Consider the following 21,748-nt stretch of genomic DNA (forward strand, 5'->3'; position numbering starts at 1 on the left):
CCTCGGTGTGTGCCAGACAACATCGTCATGCCCTCCAGCGTCGGCCGCCGGCCGTCTCTCGGCACGGCGAAGTCCGCCGAGATCTTCACCAGGATCATCACGCACGGGCCGGTCAGCCGGCTCGACATCGGCCGGCTCACCGGGCTCTCGCAAGCCAAGGTGACCAAGACGGTCAGCCCGCTCATCGAGAGCGGCTACGTGACCGTCGGCGAACACGCCGAGCACTCGTTCCCCGGCCGGCCGGTGCGCCCGCTGAGCGTGGTCCCGCGCTCGATGATCGCCATCGGCGTCAAGGTCAACGCCGGGGAGATCTTCGCGGTGACCGTCAACCTCGGCAACGACGTCGTCGGCTCGACGCGCCGACGGCTGAAGAGCCACGATCCGGAGACGGCCATCGCGGCGATCGTGAGCTCGGTGTCGTCCCTCATCGAGCAGCTCGGCAGCGACGCCGAGCATCTCAGCGGGGTCGGCGTCTCGGTCTCCGGCGACATCGACACCGAGACGGGGACGGTCAGGCACTCACCCCTGCTGAACTGGAATCACGTCCCTCTCGGCACCGAGCTCGCGTCCAGGCTCGGGCTCCCCGTCACCGTGGAGAACGACGTGCGTGCCCTCGCGAAGGCGGAGCACTGGTTCGGCGTCGGCAGGGATGCGAACTCGTTCGCGATCGTCACGATCGGCGCCGGCATCGGATGCGGAATCTACGTGAACGGCGACGTCGTGGTCGGCTCGCACGGCGTCGCGGGCGAGATCGGACACCTTCCCCTCGCGTCGTCGGATGCCCTCTGTGTGTGCGGCCGGCGAGGGTGCGTCGAAGCGGTCGCGTCCTCCAACGCCATCCGGGACGCCGTGCGCAGCGCGCGCAACGAGCCGGAGCTGACCCTGGACGACGCGATCCGCCTCGCCCACGAGGGCGACCCCAGCGCGGTGGACGCCTTCGAGCGGGCAGGGACGGCGATCGGCGCCGCCCTCGCGGCCACCGTGAACCTCTTCGGGCCGGAGGTCGTCGTGATCGCCGGAGAAGGGGTCATGGACTACGACCTCTACGAGCGTCGCTTCCGCGAAGAGTTCCTCGCGCACGCATTCGGCGCCGCGGCCAACTGCCGCCTGGTCGTGCAGCGCCACACCTTCACCGACTGGGCGCGCGGGGCAGCCGTCGCCGCCCTACGCGAAGCGATCACGGTCTCCGCCGGGCCCGCTGTCGACTGAGGCGGCCGCTGTGTGAAGATTGAGGTCACACAGTGGGAGGGCGCATGGCGGCGACGATCCGGGATGTGGCGCGCGTGGCAGGCGTCACGCCGAGCACCGTCTCCTACGCGCTGTCCGGCAAGCGCGCCATCTCCGAGGAGACGCGGGAGCGCATCCAGCGGGCGATCGTCGAGCTCGACTTCACCCCGAACGCCGGGGCCCGGGCGCTCGCCCTCTCGCAGACGAACGTGCTCGGGATGTTCCTGCAGTTCCAGGAGGACGAGTTCGCCCCGGCGATGCTGCAGTACGTGCTCCCGGTCTCGACCACGGCGCGGACGCACGGCTTCGACCTGCTGATGGTCACCGACCCCGACGTGGATGCGGCGATCAGGCGGACCACGTCGTCGGCGATGGTCGACGGCGTCGTGCTGCTCGACGTCACGTACGACGACCCCCGGCTGGACCCGCTCCGGCAGACCAGGCAGCCGGCCGCCCTGATCGGCTACGCGAAGAACGCGGACGGGTTCGACGCGGTCGACCTCGACTTCGGGGAGGCTGCGCGCAGCGCCGTCGACCATCTCGCCGCCCTCGGGCACCGCGCGATCCTGCTCGTCACGCCGCCGAGACACGTGTTCGAGCGCGGAGGGTCGTATGCCTGGCGGTTCCGGGATGCGGCGGCCGAACGGGCAGCCCGCCACGGCATCCAGCTGCACATCCTCGAGGGCGAGTCCAGGCAGCCCGCCCTCAGCGAGGCGATGCACGCAGCGCTCGACACGTACACCGACGCCACGGCGCTCATCGTCCACAACGACGCCACGATCGCCGCGCTCCCGTCTCTGCTGCACGCCCGCGGCCTCACGGTGCCGGACGACCTCTCGGTGGTCGGGATGTTCTCGGCGGAGTTCGGCACCGCCTTCTCGCTGCCGTACACCGCCGTGGACACCCGGCCGGAGGCGCTGGGCGAGTGGGCCGTGACCCGGTTGATCGAGCGCATCGCCGACCCTGAGCGGGCGGCGAAGCCGCAGGTGCGGCTGATCGAGCCGGGATTCGTCGACCGCGGGAGCACGCGCGCGCTGTCCTGACGCGCATCCCGCAGCCTCTGCCGTTGCGAGTCGAACCGGTTCACAAACCGGAGTGACCAGCCCGGAATCGGGACGTTCTCTCCTCGATCCACGCCTTCGAGGGGCACTTGAGGCCTGTTTTTCGCAAAATCGAAGCGGTTCGACTTGTGCGCCTCGTCGTTGTGAGTTATCTTCGTCGAAGCGGTTCGACACATCCCGAAACGAACCCACTTCTCGATGGAGCGAAGGAGGCGAACGATGGCTGTCACGATCACCGACGTGGCCAGGGCCGCCGGGGTCTCCACGAGCACCGTCTCCTACGCGCTGTCCGGCAAGCGCTCGATCTCGCCGAAGACCAGGCAGCGCATCGACGACGCCATCAACGCCCTCGGTTTCATCGTCAACGCCGGTGCACGCGCCCTCGCCACCTCTCAGACGATGGTCATCGGCCTGCTCACCCAGTTCCACGCCGACGAGTTCGCCCCGGCGATGCTGGAGTACATCCTCCCCGTCTCCGACACCGCCAGAGAGCTGGGCTACGACATCCTGCTGGTGACCGAGATGGACAGCGTCGCCGCCCTGCGCCGGGTAACCAGCTCCGGGATGGTGGACGGCGTCGTGCTCCTCGACGTCGTCCACGACGACCCGCGGCTCCAAACGCTCCGCGAGGCGAGCCAGCCCGGCGCGCTGGTCGGACTCCCCAAGCGCACCGAAGGGCTCGACGTCTTCGACCTGGACTTCGGCGAGTCGGCCAGGATGCTGGTCGACCACCTGCACGCGCGCGGCCACCGCGAGATCATCGTCGTCTCCCCTCCCACCCACGTCTTCGAGCGCGGCGGCGCATACGGCTGGCGATTCCGGGACGCCGCCCAGGAGCGCGCCGCCCGATACGGGCTGCAGATGCACTCGTACTACGGCGAGGCCAGGCAGCCGGAGATCGGCCGGAGCATCAATGCGATCCTGGATGCGCGCCCCTCGGCCACCGCGATGATCGTCCACAACGACGCCACGATCGCCGCGCTCCCGTCCGTGCTCACCGCGCGCGGCGTCAGCGTCCCGGACGACCTCTCGGTCGTCAGCCTGTACGCACAAGACTTCGGAAGGGCGTTCTCGCTGCCGTACACGGCGGTCGAGAGCTCCCCCGATCAGCTGGGCCGTTCAGCGGTCCGGCAGCTCGTCCGGCGGATCACCTCCCCCGATCTCGCCGGACCGGCGGTGACGAGATTCGTCGCGCCGGAGATCACCGACCGTGGGAGCACCCGATGACGGTCTCGCGCAGCCCGGTCGGCCACCCGCAATGCATGATTCAAGGAGGAATACTGTGATCACCAAGAAGACCAGCCGGCTCGTCGGCGCTGCGGTCGTCGCCGCCGCGATCGTCGCGGGCGTTGCCGCCTGCTCCGGCTCGGGCTCCGGCTCGAGCAGCAGCGCCGGAGGGACGTACACGTTCTGGGACCCGTACCCGCAGTTCGACGCTTCGGCCGACTGGACCAAGCTCGTCGAGCAGTGCGGCACCGACGCCGGAGTGACGATCAAGCGCACCGGATACGACACCAGCGACCTCACCAACAAGGCGCTGCTCGCCGGCCAGCAGGGCAACTCCCCCGACCTGCTGCTCGTCGACAACCCCGTCGTCTCGACCCTGGCCGACGCCGGCATCCTCACCGACACCGGCGAGAACAAGCTGGACACGTCCGACATCCAGAAGAACATCCTTGCCGCGGGCGTCGTGGACGGGAAGACGTACGGCGTGCCGATCGGCGCGAACACCCTCGCCCTCTACTACAACAAGGCGGTGCTGAAGACCGCGGGGGTCGACATCAGCACCGTCAAGGACTGGAACAGCCTCACCGACGCTCTCGCGAAGGTCACGGCCGCCGGCAAGAAGGGCATCACCTTCTCGGCCATCGGCACGGAGGAGGGCAGCTTCCAGTTCCTGCCGTGGTTCTGGGGTTCCGGCGCCGACCTGAAGAAGCTCGACTCCGACAAGGCCGTCCAGGCCCTCACGCTCTGGACGGACTGGGTCAAGAAGGGCTACGCGCCCAACTCGGTCATCAACAACACGCAGACCACCAGCTGGCAGGAGTTCGCCACCGGTGACTTCGCGTTCGGCGAGAACGGCACCTGGCAGCTGGGCAACGTGAAGAAGGCCGGTATCGACTACGGCATCCTCACGGTTCCCGGCATCGACGGAGGCGCGGCGGCCGCACCGACCGGCGGCGAGTTCATGACGCTCCCCGTCCAGAAGGACACCGCCCGCTACGCCACCTCCAAGAAGATCGCGGACTGCCTGACGAGCACGAAGAACTTCGTCAAGACGGACACGACCCTCTCCTACATCGCTCCCACCTCGGCAGCGCAGAAGGAGCAGGTCGCGGCCAACCCGGAACTGCAGCCGTGGGTCGACGCGGTCGCGGCCGCCAAGGGTCGCACCAGCGACAACCTCGGCACCAAGTACCCGAAGATCTCCCAGCAGCTCTGGGGTGCGGTGCAGAACGCGCTGAGCGGCGCCCAGACTCCGGAGGCCGCACTCAAGGCAGCCCAGTCCGCCGCAGCGGCAGCCACCAAGTAATCCGAACCGAAACGCACCTGAGGTACAACCGATGACAACCACCCAGACAGTGCCGCCCGGTTCTGTCGGAGACCACGGTGGGGTGGCGCACGTCGCCACCCCACCCCGGTCTCGACGGCGCTCCCGGCGCTCCACGCAGTGGGCCGCCTGGGCGTTCCTCGCCCCGGTAGTGATCTACCTGGCGGTGTTCTACGCCTACCCCCTCTACCGCAACATCGAGCTCAGCGTCCGCGACTACACCGTCCGGTCCTTCGTCCAGGGCGGCGCTCCGTTCGTCGGGTTCGACAACTACGTCAAGGTGTTCCAGGATCCGACCTTCGGGCCGGCCTTCCTGCACACCGCCCTCTTCACCATCGTCTCGATCGTCTTCCAGTTCACGATCGGGATGGCGCTGGCCGTGTTCTTCTACCAGAACTTCCGGCTGTCGGCCACGCTGCGCGCCCTGTTCCTGGTGCCGTGGCTGCTCCCGCTGATCGTCTCGGCCTCCACCTGGTCCTGGATGCTCAACAGCGACTCCGGGGTGGTGAACGCCACCCTCAACGCCTTCGGGCTCTCCGGGGTCAACTGGCTGACGTCGCCGGACTGGGCACTCACCAGCGTGATCATCGCGAACATCTGGATCGGCATCCCGTTCAACCTGGTGATCATCTACTCGGGCCTGCAGAACATCCCGACCGACCTCTACGAGGCCGCATCCCTCGACGGCGCGAACGGGTGGCAGAAGTTCTGGCGGGTCACCTTCCCGCTGCTGAAGCCGGTCTCGGCCATCACGATCCTGCTCGGCCTGATCTACACCCTCAAGGTGTTCGACATCATCTGGATCATGACCCGCGGTGGGCCGGGCACGTCGTCGACGACGTTCGCGACCTGGTCGTACCAGCTGGGCTTCGCATCCACGCTGCCCGACTTCAGCCCGGCGGCGGCCGTCGGCAACGTCCTGATCGTCATCGCCCTGATCTTCGGGCTCATCTACATCCGCACGCAGCGAAAGCAGGACGCCGCATGAACGGGAAGCGACCGTGGTGGAAGACGATCGTCGGGGTCGTGCTGACCCTGATCATGCTCTTCCCCGTCTACTGGATGATCAACGTCTCGCTCACGCCCACCACCGAGATGCGGAAGAGCCCGCCGAACCTGTTCCCGATCCACGCGACGTTCGAGGGCTACCAGGCGGTGATCAGCCAGCAGCTCCCCTACCTCGGCACGAGCCTGCTCGTCGGCCTCGGCACGGTGATCCTGACCGTAGCCATCTCGGCGCCCGCGGCGTACTCGCTGGCGAAGCTGCGTCCGCGAGGCCGCGGAGTGCTCAACTTCGTGCTGCTGATCGCGCAGATGATCCCCGGCATCATCATGGCGATGGGCTTCTACGCGATCTACCTCAACCTCGGGATCCTCAACACGCTCTGGGGGCTGATCATCGCCGACTCCACGCTCGCGGTGCCGTTCGGCGTGCTGATCTTCACCGCGTTCATGTCCGGCATCCCCGACGAGCTGATGAGCGCCGCCAAGATCGACGGCGCGGGGAGCTGGCGGACTTTCCGCTCCATCGTGCTGCCGGTGAGCCGCAACTCGGTGGTCACGGTGTCGCTGTTCGCGTTCCTGTGGGCGTGGTCGGACTTCATCTTCTCGTCGACGCTCAACAGCGGCGGCACGATGCAGACGATCACGCTCGGCATCTACAAGTACATCGGCAACAACAACCAGGAGTGGAACGCGATCATGGCGACCGCCGTCGTCGCATCCATCCCGGCCGCCGTGCTGCTCGTGATCGCCCAGAAGTACGTCGCCGCCGGCGTGACCGCCGGCGCGGTGAAGGACTGAGGCGATGACGCCCCTCGACATCGACGAGGTCCCCTTCTCGGCGCGCGGCGCGTGGATCGACCTCTCCCGCATCGTCGGCCTGCACGAGCGAGCCGAGGACGTGCACCTGGTGACGCACCAGACCGGGATGCACCCCATCCTGCGGCTGCTGCCCGAGGCGGGCGGCGCCCTGGTGTCTCCGCGTCTGGTCCTGGCGCCGGAGGTCCTCTCCTGGGTCGCGGAGGGCGGCCGCGTCGATGCCGTCTTCGACGGGCGCAGCACCATCCGCTTCCGGGGCACCGGTCTCGGGATGCGGTTCGTCGCGTCCGGCGAGCTGACCCCGTTCACCGGCGCCTACCTCTTCCGCGATCCGCTGGACGGCGCCGTGTTGCTCACCAGCTACGAGTCCGGACGGCGGTACCGGTTCACGGTGCTCTCCGGCGAGGCGACGGTGGTCGGCGCCGGAACGGTGGGTGCGGCAGAGCGGTCGGTCACGCTCGATTCCGGCGTGGCATGGGAGCTGGCGGTCGAGGAGCTGGACACGGCGGCTGCCGCCTACGACGGCGCAACCGACTTCGACGAGATCGTCGCCAGGCAGGCCCGTGCGTTCGAGGACTACGCGAGCCGTTTGGCCGGGGACGCCGGGAGCGCCCGCGGCGAACTCGACGCCGCCGTCCGCAAGGCCGCGTACGTGATGTGGTCCGCCACCGTCGCGCCATCCGGGTTCGTCGGGCGGGAAGCCGTCCTGATGTCCAAGCACTGGATGGACAAGGTCTGGAGCTGGGACCACTGCTTCAACGCCATCGCGCTCGCGGAGGCCGACCCGAATGCTGCGCTCGCCCAGTTCCTCCTCCCCTTCGACCACCAGGACGCGTCCGGCGCGCTGCCGGACTCGCTGACCCACTCGGAGGTGCTCTACAACTTCGTCAAGCCGCCGATCCACGGCTGGGCGTTCGCCCAGCTGCGCGCGCGGTCGTCCCGGCCGTTCACCGCGGCGGAACTGCACGAGGTGTACCGGCGGCTGGCCGCCTGGACGCGGTTCTGGCTGGACTTCCGCCGCGCCCCCGCGCATCCACTGCCCTACTACCAGCACGGGAACGACAGCGGCTGGGACAACTCCACGACGTTCGACCGGTCGCGGGTCATCGTCTCGCCCGACCTCTCCGCCTTCCTGCTCCTGCAGCTGCACGAACTCCAGGAGCTTGCGGCGATGCTGGGGCTGAGCGCACCCGAGTGGGGGGCGGAGGCGGCGACGATCGAGGCCGCCCTGTTCGACCGGCTCTGGACCGGAGACGGCTTCCTCGCCCTGGATGCGCTGAGCGGCGAACCGGCACCGGCGACCAGCCTGCTCAACGCGCTCCCCATCGTGCTCGGCGAACGCCTTCCCGCGGAGGTCGCCTCCACCCTGGCCGGGACGATCGCGGCGCACCTCACCGAGTGGGGCCCGGCCACCGAACCCGTCACGTCGCCACTCTACGAGAGCGACGGATACTGGCGAGGGCCGATCTGGGCGCCGTCCACCTTCCTCATCGAGGACGGTCTGCGGCGCGCGGGCCACACCGACCTCGCCGACCAGGTGAGCCTCCGGTTCCGCGCGGCCTGCGAACGGTCGGGCTTCGCCGAGAACTTCGACGCCGTGACCGGCGCCGGTCTGCGCGACCGCGCATACACCTGGACGGCCAGCTGCTTCCTCACCCTCACGCTCGACGCGGCCCGCCGCACCCACTCTCTAGGAGAACGATGACCGACACTCTCGACGCGACCAGGACCGGCGGTCCGGTCAGCCCGTCCCGGTCGGCTCTCCGGCCGCTCGGCCAGGACGAGGTGCGCTTCGTCGGCGGATTCTGGGCGGAGAAGCAGGAGCTGAACGCCTCGGCCGTCATCGACCACTGCCTCACCTGGATGGAGCGCATCGGCTGGATCGGGAACTTCGACAGAGCGGCGGACGGCACCGTCGCCGAGCACCACGACGGCATCGAGTTCGTGGACTCCGAGGTCTACAAGCTGCTCGAGGCGATGGCGTGGGAGCTCGGCCGCGCCCCGGATCCCGCACTGGATGAGACGTACCGCTCGCTGGTGGAACGCGTCGCGGCGGCGCAGGAGCCGGACGGCTACCTCCACACCTCGTTCGGCAGGGAGGGCCAGCGCCCGCGGTTCTCCGATCTGGAGTGGGGGCACGAGCTGTACTGCTTCGGCCACCTGTTCCAGGCGGCCGTCGCCCGCGTGCGCACTGGGCACGACGACCTGATCGTGGACGTCGCCCGCCGCCTCGCCGACCACGTCTACCGGGAGTTCGGGCCAGATGGCCGGGATGCGATCTGCGGGCATCCGGAGATCGAGCCCGCTCTCGCCGAACTCGGCAGGGCGCTCTCCGAACCGCGGTATCTCGACCTCGCCCGCATCTTCATCGAGCGCAGGGGCCGCAAGCGCCTGAAGACCACGCTCTTCCAGTCGAGCGAGTACTTCCTCGATGACGTTCCGGTGCGGGACGCCGACACCCTGCGCGGTCACGCTGTGCGCGCGGAGTACCTCGCGGCCGGGGCGGTGGATGTGGCGGTCGAGTTCGGCGACGACGCGCTGCTCGCCGCCGTGAAGCGGCAGTGGGCGCACACGGTGGCGACCAGAACCTACCTCACCGGAGGCGTCGGCTCGCACCACCAGAACGAGGAGTTCGGCAGCGACTTCGAGCTGCCGCCGGATCGGGCGTACGCGGAGACCTGCGCCGCGATCGGGTCGGTCATGCTCAGCTGGCGGCTGCTCCTGCAGAGCGGGGACGCGGCGTACGCGGACGTCATCGAGCGCACCCTGCTCAACGCTGTGCTGGTCTCCCCACGGGAGGACGGACGGGCGTTCTACTACGCGAACACGCTGCATCAGCGCGAGCTCGGGTCCGTTCCTGCGGAGGACCAGCTCAGCGAGCGCGCGGAGGCGAGCCTGCGCGCGCCGTGGTTCGAGGTCTCGTGCTGCCCGACGAACGTTGCGCGCACGCTGGCGAGCGTCGCGTCCTACGTGGCGACGGCGTCGCCGGACGGCGTGCAGCTCCACCAGTTCGGCGACATCGACATCGAGACGTCCGTCGCCGGGTCGCCCGTGCGCATCCAGGTGCGCGCACCCGGCTACCCGTTCGACGGCCGGGTCTCCGTGACCGTGGACGCTGCCGAGGAGATCGAGCTGAGCGTGCGCATCCCGTCGTGGGCGTCCGGCGCCGGCGCCTCCCTGGGAGGCGAACCGGTGCTGCCGCGGGACGGCTACGTGCGGGTGCGCCGGGTCTTCGATCCGGAAGAGCCGCTGCTCCTCGACCTCCCCATGACGCCGCGCCTCACCTACCCTGACCCGCGGATCGACGCCCTGCGCGGCACGGCGGCCGTCGAGCGCGGCCCGCTCGTGCTCTGCGTCGAGTCGACCGACCTCCCGGACGGCGACCACGTGGATGCGGTGCGCCTCCGCTCCGACACCGCGCCCACCGCGACGCCCGACGGGGCGGCGGCTCCCGTCGACCTCGTCTCCTCGGCCTCCGGAGGCTGGCCGTACGGGACCGCGCCGCACGCGGACCCGCGCACGGCAGCCGTGGTCGAACTGCGCCCCTACTTCCAGTGGGCCAATCGCGGCCCGAGCACCATGCGGGTGTTCATCCCCCTCGCGGGCGCCTAGCTCCTGGCCGCCACCGAAGTCATCGGCGGTGGCGGCCAGGTTCCTCTTCGGAGCTACGCGTCCGAGCGACCCTGCGCATCCCCGTCCCCGCTGGCACCGAGGAGACCGCGGGCCTGCTCGGCGGCGCGGGCGATGCTGTCGCCGACGAAGTCCATGAAGCGCGCCATGTTCTCGAGCCGGGTTCCGGCGGGCGTGGCTGCGCCGAGAAGCCGAACGCCCTCTCTCGCGGTCTCGGCGATCTGCGCGTTGGAGCGGGCGGCGGCGATCATCGACTGGTACCAGACGTCGCCGTCGGCGATGTAGCGCTCCCTGCGGCCGTCTCCCCGCTCCCGGATGACGAGGCCCTGACCCTCCAGCAACGCAATGGCCTTGGAGATGGATGCCGGGCTCACCTCGAGACGCCTGACCAGCTCGGCCGCGGTGAGGCTCCCCGCGTCCGTCGTGTAGAGGCTGGTGAGGACGCCGGCGGCCACGCGCGGAAGTCCGGACTGCATGAACAGCGTCGTGAAGGCGTCCTCGTACTCCCGGATGGCCGGGGAGTCCCGTCCATCGGAGCGCGGTGAGCGCTGCGCGGTCCGGCCGGCGTCGGTGCCGGCGCCGCGGCGCTTGTGCGCGCGTTGCTCCGTCGCACGCTGGGCGAGGTCTGCCCGGTAGGCGGTGGGGCCGCCGTTGCGCATCACCTCGCGGGTGACGGTGGAGGTCGGCCGGTCGATGCGGCGCGCGATCTCGGCGTACGGCAGATCGTCGGCCAGCCCGAGGGCGATCTGCTGCCGCTCCTGTCTCGTGAGCCTGCCTGCCGCCATCCGGGCCTCCCTCTCGTCGTCGGGGTCAGCGTAGCGTTCACGGAGGTTTCAGTGCAACGTGGTTTTGCGTTACTTTCTGGACGAGTGCAACGATATAGCACGTTTGATCTGGGTTTTTACTTATCTAACGCAACATTGCCGTTGCATGATTTGTGAACGCAACGTAGCGTTTCGCACACCGGAAACATCCGCCAGCACCATCTAGCCATCAGGAGTTGAGCACCATGCAGACCTTCACCACCCCCTCTCCCATCGACACCCTCGTCGACGTGCCCGCCGCGCACCTCCGCTTCGTCGCGGCGGAGCGCGCAGACACCCGCGTCGAGGTCCGCCCTCTGGATGCGGCGAAGTCCCGCGACGTGAAAGCCGCGGAGCGCACGACCGTCGCGTTCGAGAACGGCGTCCTGCGGGTGGCCACCCCGCAGGACAACGCACTGTTCGGCCCGAGCGGCGCCGTTGAGGTGACGGTGCAGCTTCCGGCAGGATCAAGCATCCGGGCGACCGGCAGCGCCGAGTTGCGCGGAGCCGGCAGCTTCGGCGAGGTCGTCGTCGACAGGTCCACCGGCCCTGTCAAGGTCGACGAAGCGGCCACCGCGCGCGTCTCGGCCCTGGACGGCGACGTCGCCATCGGCCGCCTCACCGGCCCCGGCGAGGTCGCGACCGCCCGCGGCGCCGTGCAGATCGGCGAAGCGCTGCAGGGCGCCGTGGTCGTCAGCACGCAGTTCGGCGACCTGTCGGTCGGAGTGCCTGCGGGCATCGCGGCCGGACTCGACGCCGGCACGTCGTACGGCCGCATCACCAACACGCTCACGAACGCCGCGGGCGAGCCGGTGGTGCTGATCACCGCGACCACCGCATCCGGAGACATCGACGCGCACAGCGTCTGACACGCATCCGGCCGAGGCGCGAAAAACACGAGGAGAAGACCATGACGAACAGCACCGCATGGACCGGCATGGTGCCGACCTACGACGAGCGCGCCCGCGGCAGGAAGTCCGGCACGTCGTCGGACTACTCGTTCGAGGCGGCCGTGCGCGACGTCGACGCCGTGCTCGCGGCACGCGGGGTCGACCGCGCGCTCCTGGTGGGCTGGTCGTACGGCGCGTACGTCGCAGCGCACTGGGCCAACCGCAATCCCACCAGGACCATCGGCGCGGTGCTGGTCGACGGCGCACAGCCGTACGACTGGCTCGACGACGCGATGGAGGAGCGCATCCGGACCCTGTTCCGCCGGATGGGCTGGTTCACCCCGCTCCTCCGCCCGACCGGACTCACACCCAGGATGAGCGCGGCCCAGCAGGCGGAGAGCAACATCGAACTCGGCAGGCTCGGCAGCACCGGCGAACTCGGCCCGGTGCTCGACGGGATCGTGGTGCCCACCCGGCACGTGGTCGCCTCTGGCACCTCCCTCGGCAGCCGCGGCGACGAGCAGGAGGTGATCCGCGCCGGCCTCGCCGAGGTGGTGGCCAGAAACCCCAACATCGCGATCAGCGCCAAGGTGCGGAGCAACCACGGGGCGATCCTGCGGAAGGACCACGCGGCGGTCGCGGCCGCCGTCCGCGAGGTCGCGGCGCTCGGGCGGGTGACTCCCGAGGTCGAGCGCTGACCTCAGGGCGTGAGCACCACCTTGATGCAGCCGTCCTCCTTGTCGCGGAACAGGTCGTACATCCTCGGCGCCTCCTCCAGGCCGACGCGGTGGGTGACGAGGTCTTCCGTGCCGAGCGGGTCTGCGGGGTCTTCGACCAGGGGGAGGATGTCGTCGCGCCAGGTGTGCACGTTGCACTGGCCCATCCGGATGGCGATCTGCTTGTCGAACAGGTTCATGAACGGCACGGGGTCTGCGACGCCCGCGTAGACGCCGCTGAGGGAGACTGTGCCTCCGCGGCGCACCGCGTCGAAGGCGAGCATCATCGCAGAGAGGCGGTCGACGCCGACGGTCGTCATCAGCTTCTTGGCCACCGGGTCTGGCAGCAGGCCGACGGCGGACTGGGCGACACCGGCCACCGTGTTGCCGTGCGCCTCCATCCCGACCGCGTCGACCACGGCGTCCGGCCCGCGGCCGTCCGTCGCCTCGCGGAGCCAGGCCGCCGCGTCGTCACTGAGGTCGAAGGTGTCGATGCCGTGGCGTTCGGCCATCGCCCTGCGCTCCGGCACAGGGTCGACGGCGACCACCTGGTAGCCGAGGTGCTTGCCGATGCGGCTGGCGAACTGGCCGACGGGGCCGAGCCCGATCACGCCGAGCGTCCCGCCCTCCGGAACGTTCGCGTACTGCACCCCCTGCCAGGCCGTCGGCAGGATGTCGCTGAGGAAGAGGTAGCGGTCGTCCGGCAGTTCGCTGCCGACGCGGAGGGCGTTGAAGTCGGCCATCGGCACGCGCAGGCGCTCCGCCTGGCCGCCGGGGACCGAGCCGTACAGCTCGGTGTAGCCGTAGAGGGACGCCCCGGTGCCGTGCTCGCGGTTCTGGGTGGTCTCGCACTGCGTCGTCAGCCCGAGCCTGCACATGTAGCAGTCGCCGCACGCGATCACGAACGGGATGACGACGCGATCGCCGACGCTGAGCGACCGGACGGCAGAGCCCACCTCCTCCACGATGCCCATCGGCTCGTGGCCGAGCACATCCCCTTTGGAGAGGAACGGGCCGAGCACGTCGTACAGGTGCAGGTCGGAGCCGCAGATGGCCGTCGAGGTGATGCGGATGACGACATCGGTGGGCTGCTCGAACCGCGGGTCGGGCACGTCGACCACGTCGACGCGCTTGTTCGCTTGCCAGGTGAGTGCTTTCATACCTGCGTTCTACGCGCGGGAACGGCCGGGCACCACCGGTTGCGGGCTCGGCCGTTCCGTGCACGACGGGATGCGGCTACTCAGGATGCGGCGCTCACGCTGCGAGCAGCTCCAGCGTGTCCACCACCCGGTTCGAGAAGCCCCACTCGTTGTCGTACCAGGCGACCACCTTCACGTGCTTTCCGCTCACCCTGGTGAGCGCGGAGTCGAAGATCGAGGAGGCGGGCTGGCCCGTGATGTCGGAGGAGACCAGCGGCTCGTCCGCGTACTCGAGCACGCCGTTCAGCGGTCCGGCCGCCGCGTCGCGGTAGGCGGCGAGCACCTCGTCGAGCGTCACCTCGCGCGAGACGGTGGTGTTCAGTTCCACGATCGAGCCGACGGGGACGGGCACGCGGATGGAGTCCCCGGAAAGCTTGCCGTCGAGGTTCGGAAGCACCAGGCCGATCGCTTTCGCCGCGCCCGTGGTGGTCGGCACGATGTTCACGCCGGCCGCGCGCGCCCTGCGGAGGTCGCGGTGCGGCCCGTCCTGCAGGTTCTGCTCCTGGGTGTACGCGTGGACCGTGGTCATGAAGCCGTGTTCGATGCCGGCCAGGTCGTCCAGGACGGAGGCGAGCGGCGCGAGGGCGTTGGTCGTGCAGGAGGCGTTGGAGACGATGACGTGCTTCTCCGGGTCGTACGCGTCGGTGTTGACGCCGTAGGCGAGGGTGACGTCCGCGCCGTCGGAGGGCGCGCTGACCAGGACGCGCTTGGCACCGGCGCGCAGGTGGGCGCGCGCGGCGTCCGCAGACGTGAAGCGCCCGGTCGATTCGAGCACGAGCTCCACGCCCAGCTCCGCCCAGGGCAGGTCGGCGGGCTCGCGCTCGGCCAGCACCCGGATGCGGCGGCCGTCGACCACGAGATCCGTCCCATCCACCTCGACGCTGCGGCCCAGACGGCCGAGGGTGCTGTCGTATTTGAGGAGGTGGGCGAGCGTCTCCGGAGCGGTCAGATCGTTGACGGCGACGACCTCGAGGTCGCTGCCGCGCTCCAGCAGTGCGCGGAGAGTGTTGCGTCCGATGCGGCCGAAGCCGTTGATGGCGATGCGGGTCATGGGGAGGGGTTCCTTTCGTTCCGCCTTCCATGCTCGATCGCCGCGACGGGATGCGACAGTGGCTCGAAAGACAGCGTGCGCAAGGATCTCGCCTAGGCGGAGAACGTGTGCCGGTACTCCGTCGGCGACGTGCCCAGGATGCGCTGGAAGTGCAGCCGCAGGTTCGCTCCGCTGCCGAGGCCGACGCTGTCGGCGATCTGCTCGACGCCGAGGTCGCTGCGTTCGAGCAGCTCGCGGGCCAGGTCGACGCGCGCCCGGAGCACCCACTGCATCGGGGTGTACCCGGTGTCCTCCACGAAGCGGCGGGAGAACGTGCGCGGGGACACGCGGGCGTTGCGGGCGAGCGCATCCAGTGTCAGCGGCTCGGACAGGTGCTCCAGCGCCCACGCCCTGGTCGTCGCGAACAGGTCGCCGAGCGGCTCGGGAACACTGCGCGGCACGTACTGCGCCTGCCCGCCGCTGCGATACGGGGCGGCGACCAGCCGGCGCGCGACGTGGTTGGACAGGCCGACGCCGTGGTCGCGCCGCACCAGGTGCAGGCTCAGGTCGATCCCGGAGGCGGCACCCGCCGAGGTGAGCACGTCGCCCTCGTCGACGAACAGCACGTTCTCGTCCACCTGCACGAGCGGGTACCGGGCGGCGAGCGCCCTCGTGTAGTGCCAGTGCGTGGTGGCGCGCTTGCCGTCGAGGAGCCCGGCTGCGGCGAGCGCGAACGCGCCCGTCGAGATCGCGGCGAGGCGCGCCCCGCGCTCGTTGGCAGCGCGGAGCGCCGCCACGACCGCTGCGGACGGCTCCGTGGTCGCCGGCTCCCGGTATCCGGGGACGAACACCGTGTCCGCCTCCGCGAGCGCGTCGAGGCCGTCTGCCACGTGGTACGAGAGGCCGTCCCCGCCGGTCACGAGACCCGGCGCCGCCCCGCAGACGCGCACCTCGTACGGCGTGCTCGGCCGGTGCGAGAACACCTGGGCCGGGATACCGACGTCGAGGGGTTTCGCGCCGTCGAGGACGAGGACGGCGACGCGGTGGTTGCGGGACGGCATGGCGACCTCCTGGCGATGTGGATGGCTATCGCAAGCATCCTGCCACGAGGTCGCCGGATGCGTGTCAGCCGGCCGTGAGGAAGGCGTTCATCGCCGATGCGATCTCCGCCGACTTCGTGTGGTGCAGGTAGTGGTCGGCGTCGAGCGGGATGAGTTCGCTGCGCTCGACACTGGCCGCCTGCTCTTTGTGCAGCGTCATCCAGCCGTCGACGTCGGTGTTGTCCGCCTGCACGAAGAGGAGAAGCGGGAGGTCTTTCGGGAAGGCCAGCTTCTGTGCGTCGTGGAAGTTGGAGCCGAACCGCTCCATCTCGTCGGCGTACGTGTCGGTGAACCCGTTGCGGAGGGAGATGATCTTCGACTGGTACTTCTGCGCGTCGGTGTACGGGAGCCCGGTGTACGGGTCGTCGCCCAGCGCGGTCAGGACCCGGACGAGACCGAGGGTCTTGAGGGTGCGGAGTCCCGCGACGTTGAGCTCCTCGTCGATGCCCGGCTGGGTGGGAACGCTGGTGTCGATGCCGACGAAGGCGGTCACCTCGTCGCGATAGGTGTTCACATACTGGAGTCCGTAGATCCCGGCTATGGAGTGGCCGCCCAGGACGTACCGGTCGATGTGCAGCGCCTGCAGGGCACTGTGCACCTCCCTGGCGATGTTCGCGTTGGTGCGCGGCCGGTCGGTCTCGTCGCTCAGGCCGTATCCGAACGGCTCGACGACGACCGTGCGGTAGTTCGCCTTCAGTTTGTCGACGAGGGGTGCGAAGTCGATGACGGGCGAGCCGGTGCCGAAGCCGGGCAGCAGCACGATGGTCTGGGCGCCCGCTCCCTGGATGTCGACGTTGATCTTCTTTCCGTCGACGTCGACCAGCCGGCCGTACTTCCTGATCTCTTTCGCCTCGGAGGCGGTGGCGATGGCGTTGATCGTCGTGGTGGTCGCGAGGGCGATCACCACCACGGAAACGATGCTGACGATCGTCACTATGGTGACGCGAAGGAACTTCCGTCCCCGCTTCCTCGGCGGGGGATTCTGGGCGGCGGACTCGGTGGTCGGACGGGTGTTGTCGCTCATGCTTCGACGCTACGGGCCGGGCGTCTCCTGCTAATCGGGCGGCGGTGCCAGCGCCGCGGAGGCGGTGTGGGACCGGGGCACCATCTTGATCGCGACGGGCTGCTCATCCGTTGCTTGACAGTTTGATTTCTAACTATTAGGTTTCTAACTATGTCATCCCGATCGGAACAGCTGACCGCCCTCATCCGCACGCTCTCGTTCGCCCAGCGAGCGACGGCGGACGCCTGGGTGCGCACCAGCGGCCTGAGCAGGTCGCAGGCGTTCACGCTCGGATACATCGAAGAGCATCAGGAGAACGGCGTGATCGCCCGGGAACTCTCCGAGATGTCCGGCACCACCCCGGCCAGTGTCGCCAGCCTCCTGCAGGGACTGGAAGAACGCGGCTACATCACGCGCACGCCGTCCCCGGACGACTCGCGGGTGAAGCTCATCAGCGTCACCCCGGAGGGCGCAGAGGTCGTCGCTGGATTCCAGAACGACCTCGCCGCCGAGCAGGAACGCACCTTCTCCGTTCTCGACACCGAGGAACAGGATCGCCTCATCGCGCTCCTCCGACGCGTCGCGGACACGCTCGACTCGTAGCGCGCACCCTCCCCCACCCTCACACCCACCGAAAAAGCCGTTACCCGGAACGGAGGTTCCGTCATGTCCTCGAACCGTACCTACCTCGCCTCTGCGCCCATCTGGCGCTCCCTGGTGCACCTCTGCGTGCCCATGGTCGCCGGTTTCTCCGTCGGCGTCGTCTACAACATCATCAACGCCGGCTTCATCGGCGCACTGCACTCCACACCGCTGCTCGCCGCCCTCACCTTCTCCCTCCCGGTGTTCGCCCTCGTGATGGCGATCGGCGGCGTCTTCGGCGTCGGCGGCGGCACCTTCGTCTCGCGGCTGCTCGGGATGCAGGACGACCCGGATGCGGATCAGGCCTCCGCCGCCGGTGCGGCCACCAGGATCAAGCAGGTGTCGTCGTTCACCCTATGGGGTGCGCTGGCGGCCGGCGTCGTCATCGGCGTGCTCGGCGTGATCTTCGCCGTGCCGCTCGCCACGGCGGTCGGCGCCAGCGGGGCATCCCTCGAACCGACGGCTCTCTACATCGGGGCGATGTTCGGCTTCGCGCCGGTGCTGGTCGCCGCGTTCGCGCTCGAACAGCTGGTGCGTGCGGAGGGCGCGGCCGTCGCCTCGATGACCGGGCTCATCGCATCCACTGTCGCCAACCTGGTGCTGGACGTGCTGTTCATCCTCGTGCTCGGCTGGGGCGTGCTCGGCGCAGGCATCGCGCTCGGGCTGTCCAACGTCGTGACCGTCGGCTACTACATCTGGTGGCTGACGAAGAAGAGCAGCGCGGTCTCGCTTGCTCCTCGCCACTTTCGCGCAGACCCGGAGATGCTGAAGACCGTGTTCGGCGTCGGAGCCTCCGAGCTGCTGATGTCGTCGTTCCTCATCGTGACGACCCTCGTGATGAACTGGATCGCCATCGCATACGGGGACGCGCTGCTGGCGGCAATGGGCGTCGCCCTCCGCATCGTGCAGCTGCCGGAGATGATCTGCATGGGCGTGTTCATGGGAGCCATTCCGCTGTTCGCCTACGCGTACGGCGCCCGCAACCACGCCAGGCTGCGCGGCGCGATCGTCGGCAGCGCCGTCGCCATCGCCGGGATCACCCTCGTGTTCTCGTCCATCGTGTTCCTGTTCCGCGACCAGGTGTTCGCGCTGTTCAGCGCGGACCCGTCCGTGATCTCCGACGGCACGCTCATCCTCACCGCCATGCTCATCTCCACCCTGTTCAACGGGTTCACCGGTCTGGTGATCGCAGTGTTCCAGGCGACGGAGCAGATCAGGAACGCGACGATCATGGCCGTGTCGCAGGGCATCCTGTTCATCCCGGTGGTGCTGGTCGGCAATGCGGTCTTCGGGCTGAACGGCGTGATCTGGGCGATGACGGCGACCGAACTGCTCACGTTCGCGCTCGGCGCCGTGCTGTTCCTCGGGTCGCGGAAGGCGCTGGCTTCCGCGCCGTCGCAGGATGCGGTGGCCGCGGCGAGCGCTGCGGTGGGGGAGGAGGAAGGCGCGACGGCGGCGGTGACCGCGTGACCGCGTGACCGCGTGACAGCCTGACCGCGACGGGCCGCCTGGACATCCGGGCGGCCCGTCGCTAGTGTGGACGGACCACACGGTCTGACCACACGAGGGAGAGCGCGATGACCACCGAGCCCCGCGCCTGGGAGGGCGTGCTCGCCTCCATCGAAGCGCGGCTCGTCGACGGCGAGCTGCGCGTCGGCGACCACCTCCCTCCCGAGCGCACCCTCGCGGCCGAACTGGGCGTGGCCAGGTCGAGCGTGCGCGAGGCGATCCGCGTCCTCGAAGCAATGGGGCTGGTCCGCACCCAGACCGGCTCCGGTCCGAGTTCCGGCGCGATCATCGTCGCGCGCCCGGTCGGCGGGATGCAGGCTCTCATGCGGCTGCAGGTCGCCGCGAGCAACTTCCCCGTCGCCGACGTGGTGCGCACCCGTCTCCTGCTGGAGACGGCCGTGGCTGTCGACCTCGCCGAGCGGCCGTCCGGCATCCGGCTCGACGACGCGGAGCAGCTGCTGGATGCGATGGACGACCCGACGCTCACGCCCGAGGAGTTCCTCGCGCTCGACGCGCAGTTCCACCTGGCGCTCGCCGACGCATCCGGAAACTCCGTGGTCGCCGCGATGATGGCCGGGCTGCGCACCTCCATCGAGAGCTACGTCGTCTCCGGGCTCGGCCGCATCCAGGACTGGGAGGCGATGGCCGCCCGGCTGCGCGGCGAGCACCGCGCGATCGTGGATGCGATCACCTCCGGAGACAGGGCTGGTGCGCAGTCCAGGATCCACGACCACATCAGCGGCTACTACCGCGACGCCTCCCCCGTTCTCCCCGTTCCCGTCCACCACGAACCCCGTTAGGCAGCATCATGGTCACTCGCCAGGTCCCCAAACCCGCCGAGCTTCTGGAGCTCATGAAGTTCAAGAAGCCGGAACTCGACGCGAAGAAGCGCCGCCTGCAGGGCGCGCTCACCATCGGCGACCTGCGCACGATCGCCAAGCGCCGCACCCCGAAGGCCGCGTTCGACTACACCGAGGGCGCTGCGGAAGGGGAGCTCTCGCTCGCCCGCGCGCGCCAGGCGTTCGAGGACATCGAGTTCCACCCGTCGATCCTCCGCGACGTGTCGACGGTCGACACGTCGTGCACGATCTGGGGCGGTCCGTCGTCGCTGCCGTTCGGCATCGCGCCGACCGGCTTCACCCGGCTGATGCAGACGGAGGGCGAGACGGCCGGCGCGGGGGCAGCTGCCGCCGCCGGGATCCCGTTCACGCTGTCGACGCTGGGCACCACCTCGATCGAGGACGTGAAGGCCGCCAACCCGCACGGCCGCAACTGGTTCCAGCTGTACGTGATGCGCGACCGCGAGATCTCCTACGAACTCGTCCGCCGCGCGGCCGCGAACAATTTCGACACCCTGTTCTTCACCGTCGACACGCCGGTCGCCGGCGCCCGCCTCCGCGACAAGCGCAACGGCTTCTCCATCCCGCCGCAGCTGACGCTCGGCACGATCGTCAACGCGATCCCGCGCCCTTGGTGGTGGTACGACTTCCTCACGACGCCGAAACTCGAATTCGCGTCGCTCTCCGCGACGGGCGGCACGGTCGGCGACCTCCTCAACGCGGCGATGGACCCCTCCATCAGCTTCGACGACCTCGCGATCATCCGCGACCTGTTCCCGGGCAAAATCGTCATCAAGGGCGTCCAGAACGTCGAAGACTCCCGCCGCCTGGTCGACCTCGGCGTCGACGGCATCGTGCTCTCCAACCACGGAGGCCGCCAGCTCGACCGAGCGCCCATCCCGTTCCACCTGCTCCCCCAAGTGGTGCGCGAGGTCGGAGCAGACACCGAGATCGCGATCGACACCGGCATCATGAACGGCGCAGACATCGTGGCGGCCTGCGCGCTCGGCGCGAAGTTCACCCTGATCGGCCGCGCATACCTCTACGGCCTCATGGCCGGAGGCCGCGCCGGCGTCGACCGCACCATCGAGATCCTGCGCGACCAGATCGTGCGCACGATGCAGCTCCTCGAAGTGGCGAGCCTGGACGAACTGAGCCCGAAGCACGTGACCCAGCTGCGACGCCTGGTGCCGGTCGCGGCGCCGGATGCGGGGGTGCGGGCGGAGGGGTAGGGCCTACCGCTTCGAGGCCTGCTCATCCTGGGCGGCCTCGACACCTTCAGAACGCGTGGTTGTCGAGGGTGGTGGTCGCCTGGCGCAGGACGCGGATCGCCGTGGCGATCTCCGCGGGGTCGATGCCGTCGAGGGCGACGGCGCGGACGTCGGCGAACGGGTCGGGCACGGTGTTCCACAGGTCGTGCCCTGCGGCGGTCAGGGTGAGGAGTCTCTGGCGCTGGTCACGGGGGGAAGGGGACTGCTCGACGAGACCTTTGCGGACGAGCGTTGTGACGATTCCACTGAGGCTCGCGCGCTCCAGGTGCAGGGCGCGGCCGAGTTCGCTCTGAGCCATGGTGCCGTTGCCGGCGAGTTCGTAGAGCACCGCCCACTGGGTGGAGCCGATCCCGTGAGTGCGCAGTACCGCGTCTACGGCCGCCCGGTTGGCGTAGTAGTAGCGTTTGGCCCACGAGCCGAGCGTCGGCTCCCCGGTATCCGTCATGGGCCCAGTAT

At 69.3% G+C, this 21,748-nt stretch carries 20 protein-coding genes; 14 read left to right on the forward strand and 6 right to left on the reverse strand.

Annotated elements, in window-relative coordinates; all coding sequences use genetic code 11:
- The first annotated feature begins 9 nt into the window (after positions 1-9).
- The 8 genes from B7438_RS05905 to B7438_RS05940 all read left to right on the forward strand — a co-directional run bounded on the left by B7438_RS05905 (position 10) and on the right by B7438_RS05940 (position 10,272).
- Positions 10-1,209, forward strand: a complete 1,200-nt coding sequence (locus B7438_RS05905; RefSeq protein ID WP_256921884.1) for an ROK family protein — start codon at positions 10-12, stop codon at positions 1,207-1,209.
- Positions 1,210-1,253: 44 nt separating this feature from the next.
- Entirely contained in the window at positions 1,254-2,270 is a 1,017-nt protein-coding gene (locus B7438_RS05910) for a LacI family DNA-binding transcriptional regulator (RefSeq protein ID WP_085368634.1), read from the forward strand.
- A gap of 237 nt (positions 2,271-2,507) precedes the next feature.
- Positions 2,508-3,515, forward strand: coding sequence for a LacI family DNA-binding transcriptional regulator (locus B7438_RS05915; protein WP_085368635.1), 1,008 nt, complete (start codon positions 2,508-2,510; stop codon positions 3,513-3,515).
- 55 nt (positions 3,516-3,570) lie between these two features.
- The gene (locus B7438_RS05920; RefSeq protein ID WP_085368636.1) at positions 3,571-4,821 is read left to right on the forward strand and encodes an extracellular solute-binding protein; all 1,251 of its coding nucleotides are present in this window, start codon (positions 3,571-3,573) and stop codon (positions 4,819-4,821) included.
- Positions 4,822-4,852: 31 nt separating this feature from the next.
- On the forward strand, positions 4,853-5,827 hold the full coding sequence (locus tag B7438_RS05925) for a carbohydrate ABC transporter permease (protein WP_085368637.1): 975 nt from the start codon (positions 4,853-4,855) through the stop codon (positions 5,825-5,827).
- The gene (locus B7438_RS05930) at positions 5,824-6,642 is read left to right on the forward strand and encodes a carbohydrate ABC transporter permease (RefSeq protein WP_085368638.1); all 819 of its coding nucleotides are present in this window, start codon (positions 5,824-5,826) and stop codon (positions 6,640-6,642) included. Before B7438_RS05925 ends, B7438_RS05930 begins: the two co-directional genes overlap by 4 nt.
- A gap of 4 nt (positions 6,643-6,646) precedes the next feature.
- Positions 6,647-8,365 (forward strand): amylo-alpha-1,6-glucosidase, encoded by a 1,719-nt coding sequence (locus B7438_RS05935; protein ID WP_085368639.1) that lies wholly within the window; start codon positions 6,647-6,649, stop codon positions 8,363-8,365.
- Entirely contained in the window at positions 8,362-10,272 is a 1,911-nt protein-coding gene (locus tag B7438_RS05940) for a glycoside hydrolase family 127 protein (RefSeq protein WP_085368640.1), read from the forward strand. The genes B7438_RS05935 and B7438_RS05940 overlap by 4 nt, the downstream gene beginning before the upstream one ends.
- A 53-nt stretch (positions 10,273-10,325) precedes the next feature.
- On the opposite strand, the gene B7438_RS05945 is transcribed toward B7438_RS05940, so the two are convergent.
- Complete coding sequence (locus tag B7438_RS05945; RefSeq protein ID WP_085368641.1) at positions 10,326-11,075, reverse strand: helix-turn-helix domain-containing protein; 750 nt, start codon at positions 11,073-11,075, stop codon at positions 10,326-10,328.
- Between the two features lie 224 nt (positions 11,076-11,299).
- Here B7438_RS05945 and B7438_RS05950 point away from each other — a divergent pair, with 224 nt between their 5' ends.
- Both B7438_RS05950 and B7438_RS05955 read left to right on the forward strand, forming a co-directional pair.
- Positions 11,300-11,962, forward strand: a complete 663-nt coding sequence (locus tag B7438_RS05950) for a DUF4097 family beta strand repeat-containing protein (RefSeq protein WP_085368642.1) — start codon at positions 11,300-11,302, stop codon at positions 11,960-11,962.
- A gap of 41 nt (positions 11,963-12,003) precedes the next feature.
- Positions 12,004-12,681, forward strand: a complete 678-nt coding sequence (locus B7438_RS05955; protein WP_085368643.1) for an alpha/beta fold hydrolase — start codon at positions 12,004-12,006, stop codon at positions 12,679-12,681.
- Between the two features lie 2 nt (positions 12,682-12,683).
- Here B7438_RS05955 and B7438_RS05960 read toward each other — a convergent pair whose 3' ends face one another.
- From B7438_RS05960 to B7438_RS05975, 4 genes are all read right to left on the reverse strand, one after another.
- Positions 12,684-13,859, reverse strand: a complete 1,176-nt coding sequence (locus tag B7438_RS05960) for an alcohol dehydrogenase catalytic domain-containing protein (protein ID WP_085368644.1) — start codon at positions 13,857-13,859, stop codon at positions 12,684-12,686.
- Positions 13,860-13,953: 94 nt separating this feature from the next.
- Positions 13,954-14,949, reverse strand: a complete 996-nt coding sequence (gene gap, locus B7438_RS05965; RefSeq protein WP_085368645.1) for a type I glyceraldehyde-3-phosphate dehydrogenase — start codon at positions 14,947-14,949, stop codon at positions 13,954-13,956.
- 92 nt (positions 14,950-15,041) lie between these two features.
- Complete coding sequence (locus tag B7438_RS05970; protein ID WP_085368646.1) at positions 15,042-15,989, reverse strand: GlxA family transcriptional regulator; 948 nt, start codon at positions 15,987-15,989, stop codon at positions 15,042-15,044.
- Positions 15,990-16,053: 64 nt separating this feature from the next.
- Positions 16,054-17,052: an alpha/beta fold hydrolase gene (locus B7438_RS05975; protein ID WP_085368647.1), complete on the reverse strand. Its 999-nt coding sequence runs from the start codon at positions 17,050-17,052 to the stop codon at positions 16,054-16,056.
- A gap of 150 nt (positions 17,053-17,202) precedes the next feature.
- Between B7438_RS05975 and B7438_RS05980 the strand changes: the two genes are divergently transcribed.
- The 4 genes from B7438_RS05980 (at position 17,203) to B7438_RS05995 (ending at position 21,253) form a co-directional block, all read left to right on the forward strand.
- The gene (locus tag B7438_RS05980; protein WP_085368648.1) at positions 17,203-17,634 is read left to right on the forward strand and encodes a MarR family winged helix-turn-helix transcriptional regulator; all 432 of its coding nucleotides are present in this window, start codon (positions 17,203-17,205) and stop codon (positions 17,632-17,634) included.
- Between the two features lie 63 nt (positions 17,635-17,697).
- Positions 17,698-19,143: an MATE family efflux transporter gene (locus B7438_RS05985; RefSeq protein WP_085368649.1), complete on the forward strand. Its 1,446-nt coding sequence runs from the start codon at positions 17,698-17,700 to the stop codon at positions 19,141-19,143.
- 107 nt (positions 19,144-19,250) lie between these two features.
- The gene (locus B7438_RS05990) at positions 19,251-19,982 is read left to right on the forward strand and encodes a FadR/GntR family transcriptional regulator (RefSeq protein WP_085368650.1); all 732 of its coding nucleotides are present in this window, start codon (positions 19,251-19,253) and stop codon (positions 19,980-19,982) included.
- 8 nt (positions 19,983-19,990) lie between these two features.
- On the forward strand, positions 19,991-21,253 hold the full coding sequence (locus tag B7438_RS05995; RefSeq protein WP_085368651.1) for an alpha-hydroxy acid oxidase: 1,263 nt from the start codon (positions 19,991-19,993) through the stop codon (positions 21,251-21,253).
- A gap of 46 nt (positions 21,254-21,299) precedes the next feature.
- Here the strand turns inward: B7438_RS05995 and B7438_RS06000 are convergent, their stop codons facing one another.
- A complete protein-coding gene (locus B7438_RS06000) occupies positions 21,300-21,737 on the reverse strand; it encodes a MarR family winged helix-turn-helix transcriptional regulator (protein ID WP_085368652.1) in 438 nt (145 codons plus the stop codon).
- Between the last annotated feature and the right edge of the window lie 11 nt (positions 21,738-21,748).

It is taken from the genome of Leifsonia sp. NCR5 (assembly GCF_002105485.1).
In the GTDB taxonomy this organism is placed as follows: Bacteria; Actinomycetota; Actinomycetes; order Actinomycetales; family Microbacteriaceae; genus Leifsonia.

Excerpts from the sequence above, each read along its gene's own strand:
- B7438_RS05960 (WP_085368644.1), bottom strand. The coding sequence starts at position 13,859 with ATGAAAGCACTCACCTGGCAAGCGAACAAGCGCGTCGACGTGGTCGAC.
- B7438_RS05995 (WP_085368651.1), top strand. The coding sequence starts at position 19,991 with ATGGTCACTCGCCAGGTCCCCAAACCCGCCGAGCTTCTGGAGCTCATG.
- B7438_RS05915 (WP_085368635.1), top strand. The coding sequence starts at position 2,508 with ATGGCTGTCACGATCACCGACGTGGCCAGGGCCGCCGGGGTCTCCACG.
- B7438_RS05975 (WP_085368647.1), bottom strand. The coding sequence starts at position 17,052 with ATGAGCGACAACACCCGTCCGACCACCGAGTCCGCCGCCCAGAATCCC.
- B7438_RS05985 (WP_085368649.1), top strand. The coding sequence starts at position 17,698 with ATGTCCTCGAACCGTACCTACCTCGCCTCTGCGCCCATCTGGCGCTCC.
- B7438_RS05970 (WP_085368646.1), bottom strand. The coding sequence starts at position 15,989 with ATGCCGTCCCGCAACCACCGCGTCGCCGTCCTCGTCCTCGACGGCGCG.
- B7438_RS05940 (WP_085368640.1), top strand. The coding sequence starts at position 8,362 with ATGACCGACACTCTCGACGCGACCAGGACCGGCGGTCCGGTCAGCCCG.
- B7438_RS05910 (WP_085368634.1), top strand. The coding sequence starts at position 1,254 with ATGGCGGCGACGATCCGGGATGTGGCGCGCGTGGCAGGCGTCACGCCG.
- B7438_RS05980 (WP_085368648.1), top strand. The coding sequence starts at position 17,203 with ATGTCATCCCGATCGGAACAGCTGACCGCCCTCATCCGCACGCTCTCG.
- B7438_RS05990 (WP_085368650.1), top strand. The coding sequence starts at position 19,251 with ATGACCACCGAGCCCCGCGCCTGGGAGGGCGTGCTCGCCTCCATCGAA.
- B7438_RS05950 (WP_085368642.1), top strand. The coding sequence starts at position 11,300 with ATGCAGACCTTCACCACCCCCTCTCCCATCGACACCCTCGTCGACGTG.
- B7438_RS05925 (WP_085368637.1), top strand. The coding sequence starts at position 4,853 with ATGACAACCACCCAGACAGTGCCGCCCGGTTCTGTCGGAGACCACGGT.
- B7438_RS05935 (WP_085368639.1), top strand. The coding sequence starts at position 6,647 with ATGACGCCCCTCGACATCGACGAGGTCCCCTTCTCGGCGCGCGGCGCG.
- B7438_RS05945 (WP_085368641.1), bottom strand. The coding sequence starts at position 11,075 with ATGGCGGCAGGCAGGCTCACGAGACAGGAGCGGCAGCAGATCGCCCTC.
- B7438_RS06000 (WP_085368652.1), bottom strand. The coding sequence starts at position 21,737 with ATGACGGATACCGGGGAGCCGACGCTCGGCTCGTGGGCCAAACGCTAC.
- B7438_RS05955 (WP_085368643.1), top strand. The coding sequence starts at position 12,004 with ATGACGAACAGCACCGCATGGACCGGCATGGTGCCGACCTACGACGAG.
- gap (WP_085368645.1), bottom strand. The coding sequence starts at position 14,949 with ATGACCCGCATCGCCATCAACGGCTTCGGCCGCATCGGACGCAACACT.
- B7438_RS05930 (WP_085368638.1), top strand. The coding sequence starts at position 5,824 with ATGAACGGGAAGCGACCGTGGTGGAAGACGATCGTCGGGGTCGTGCTG.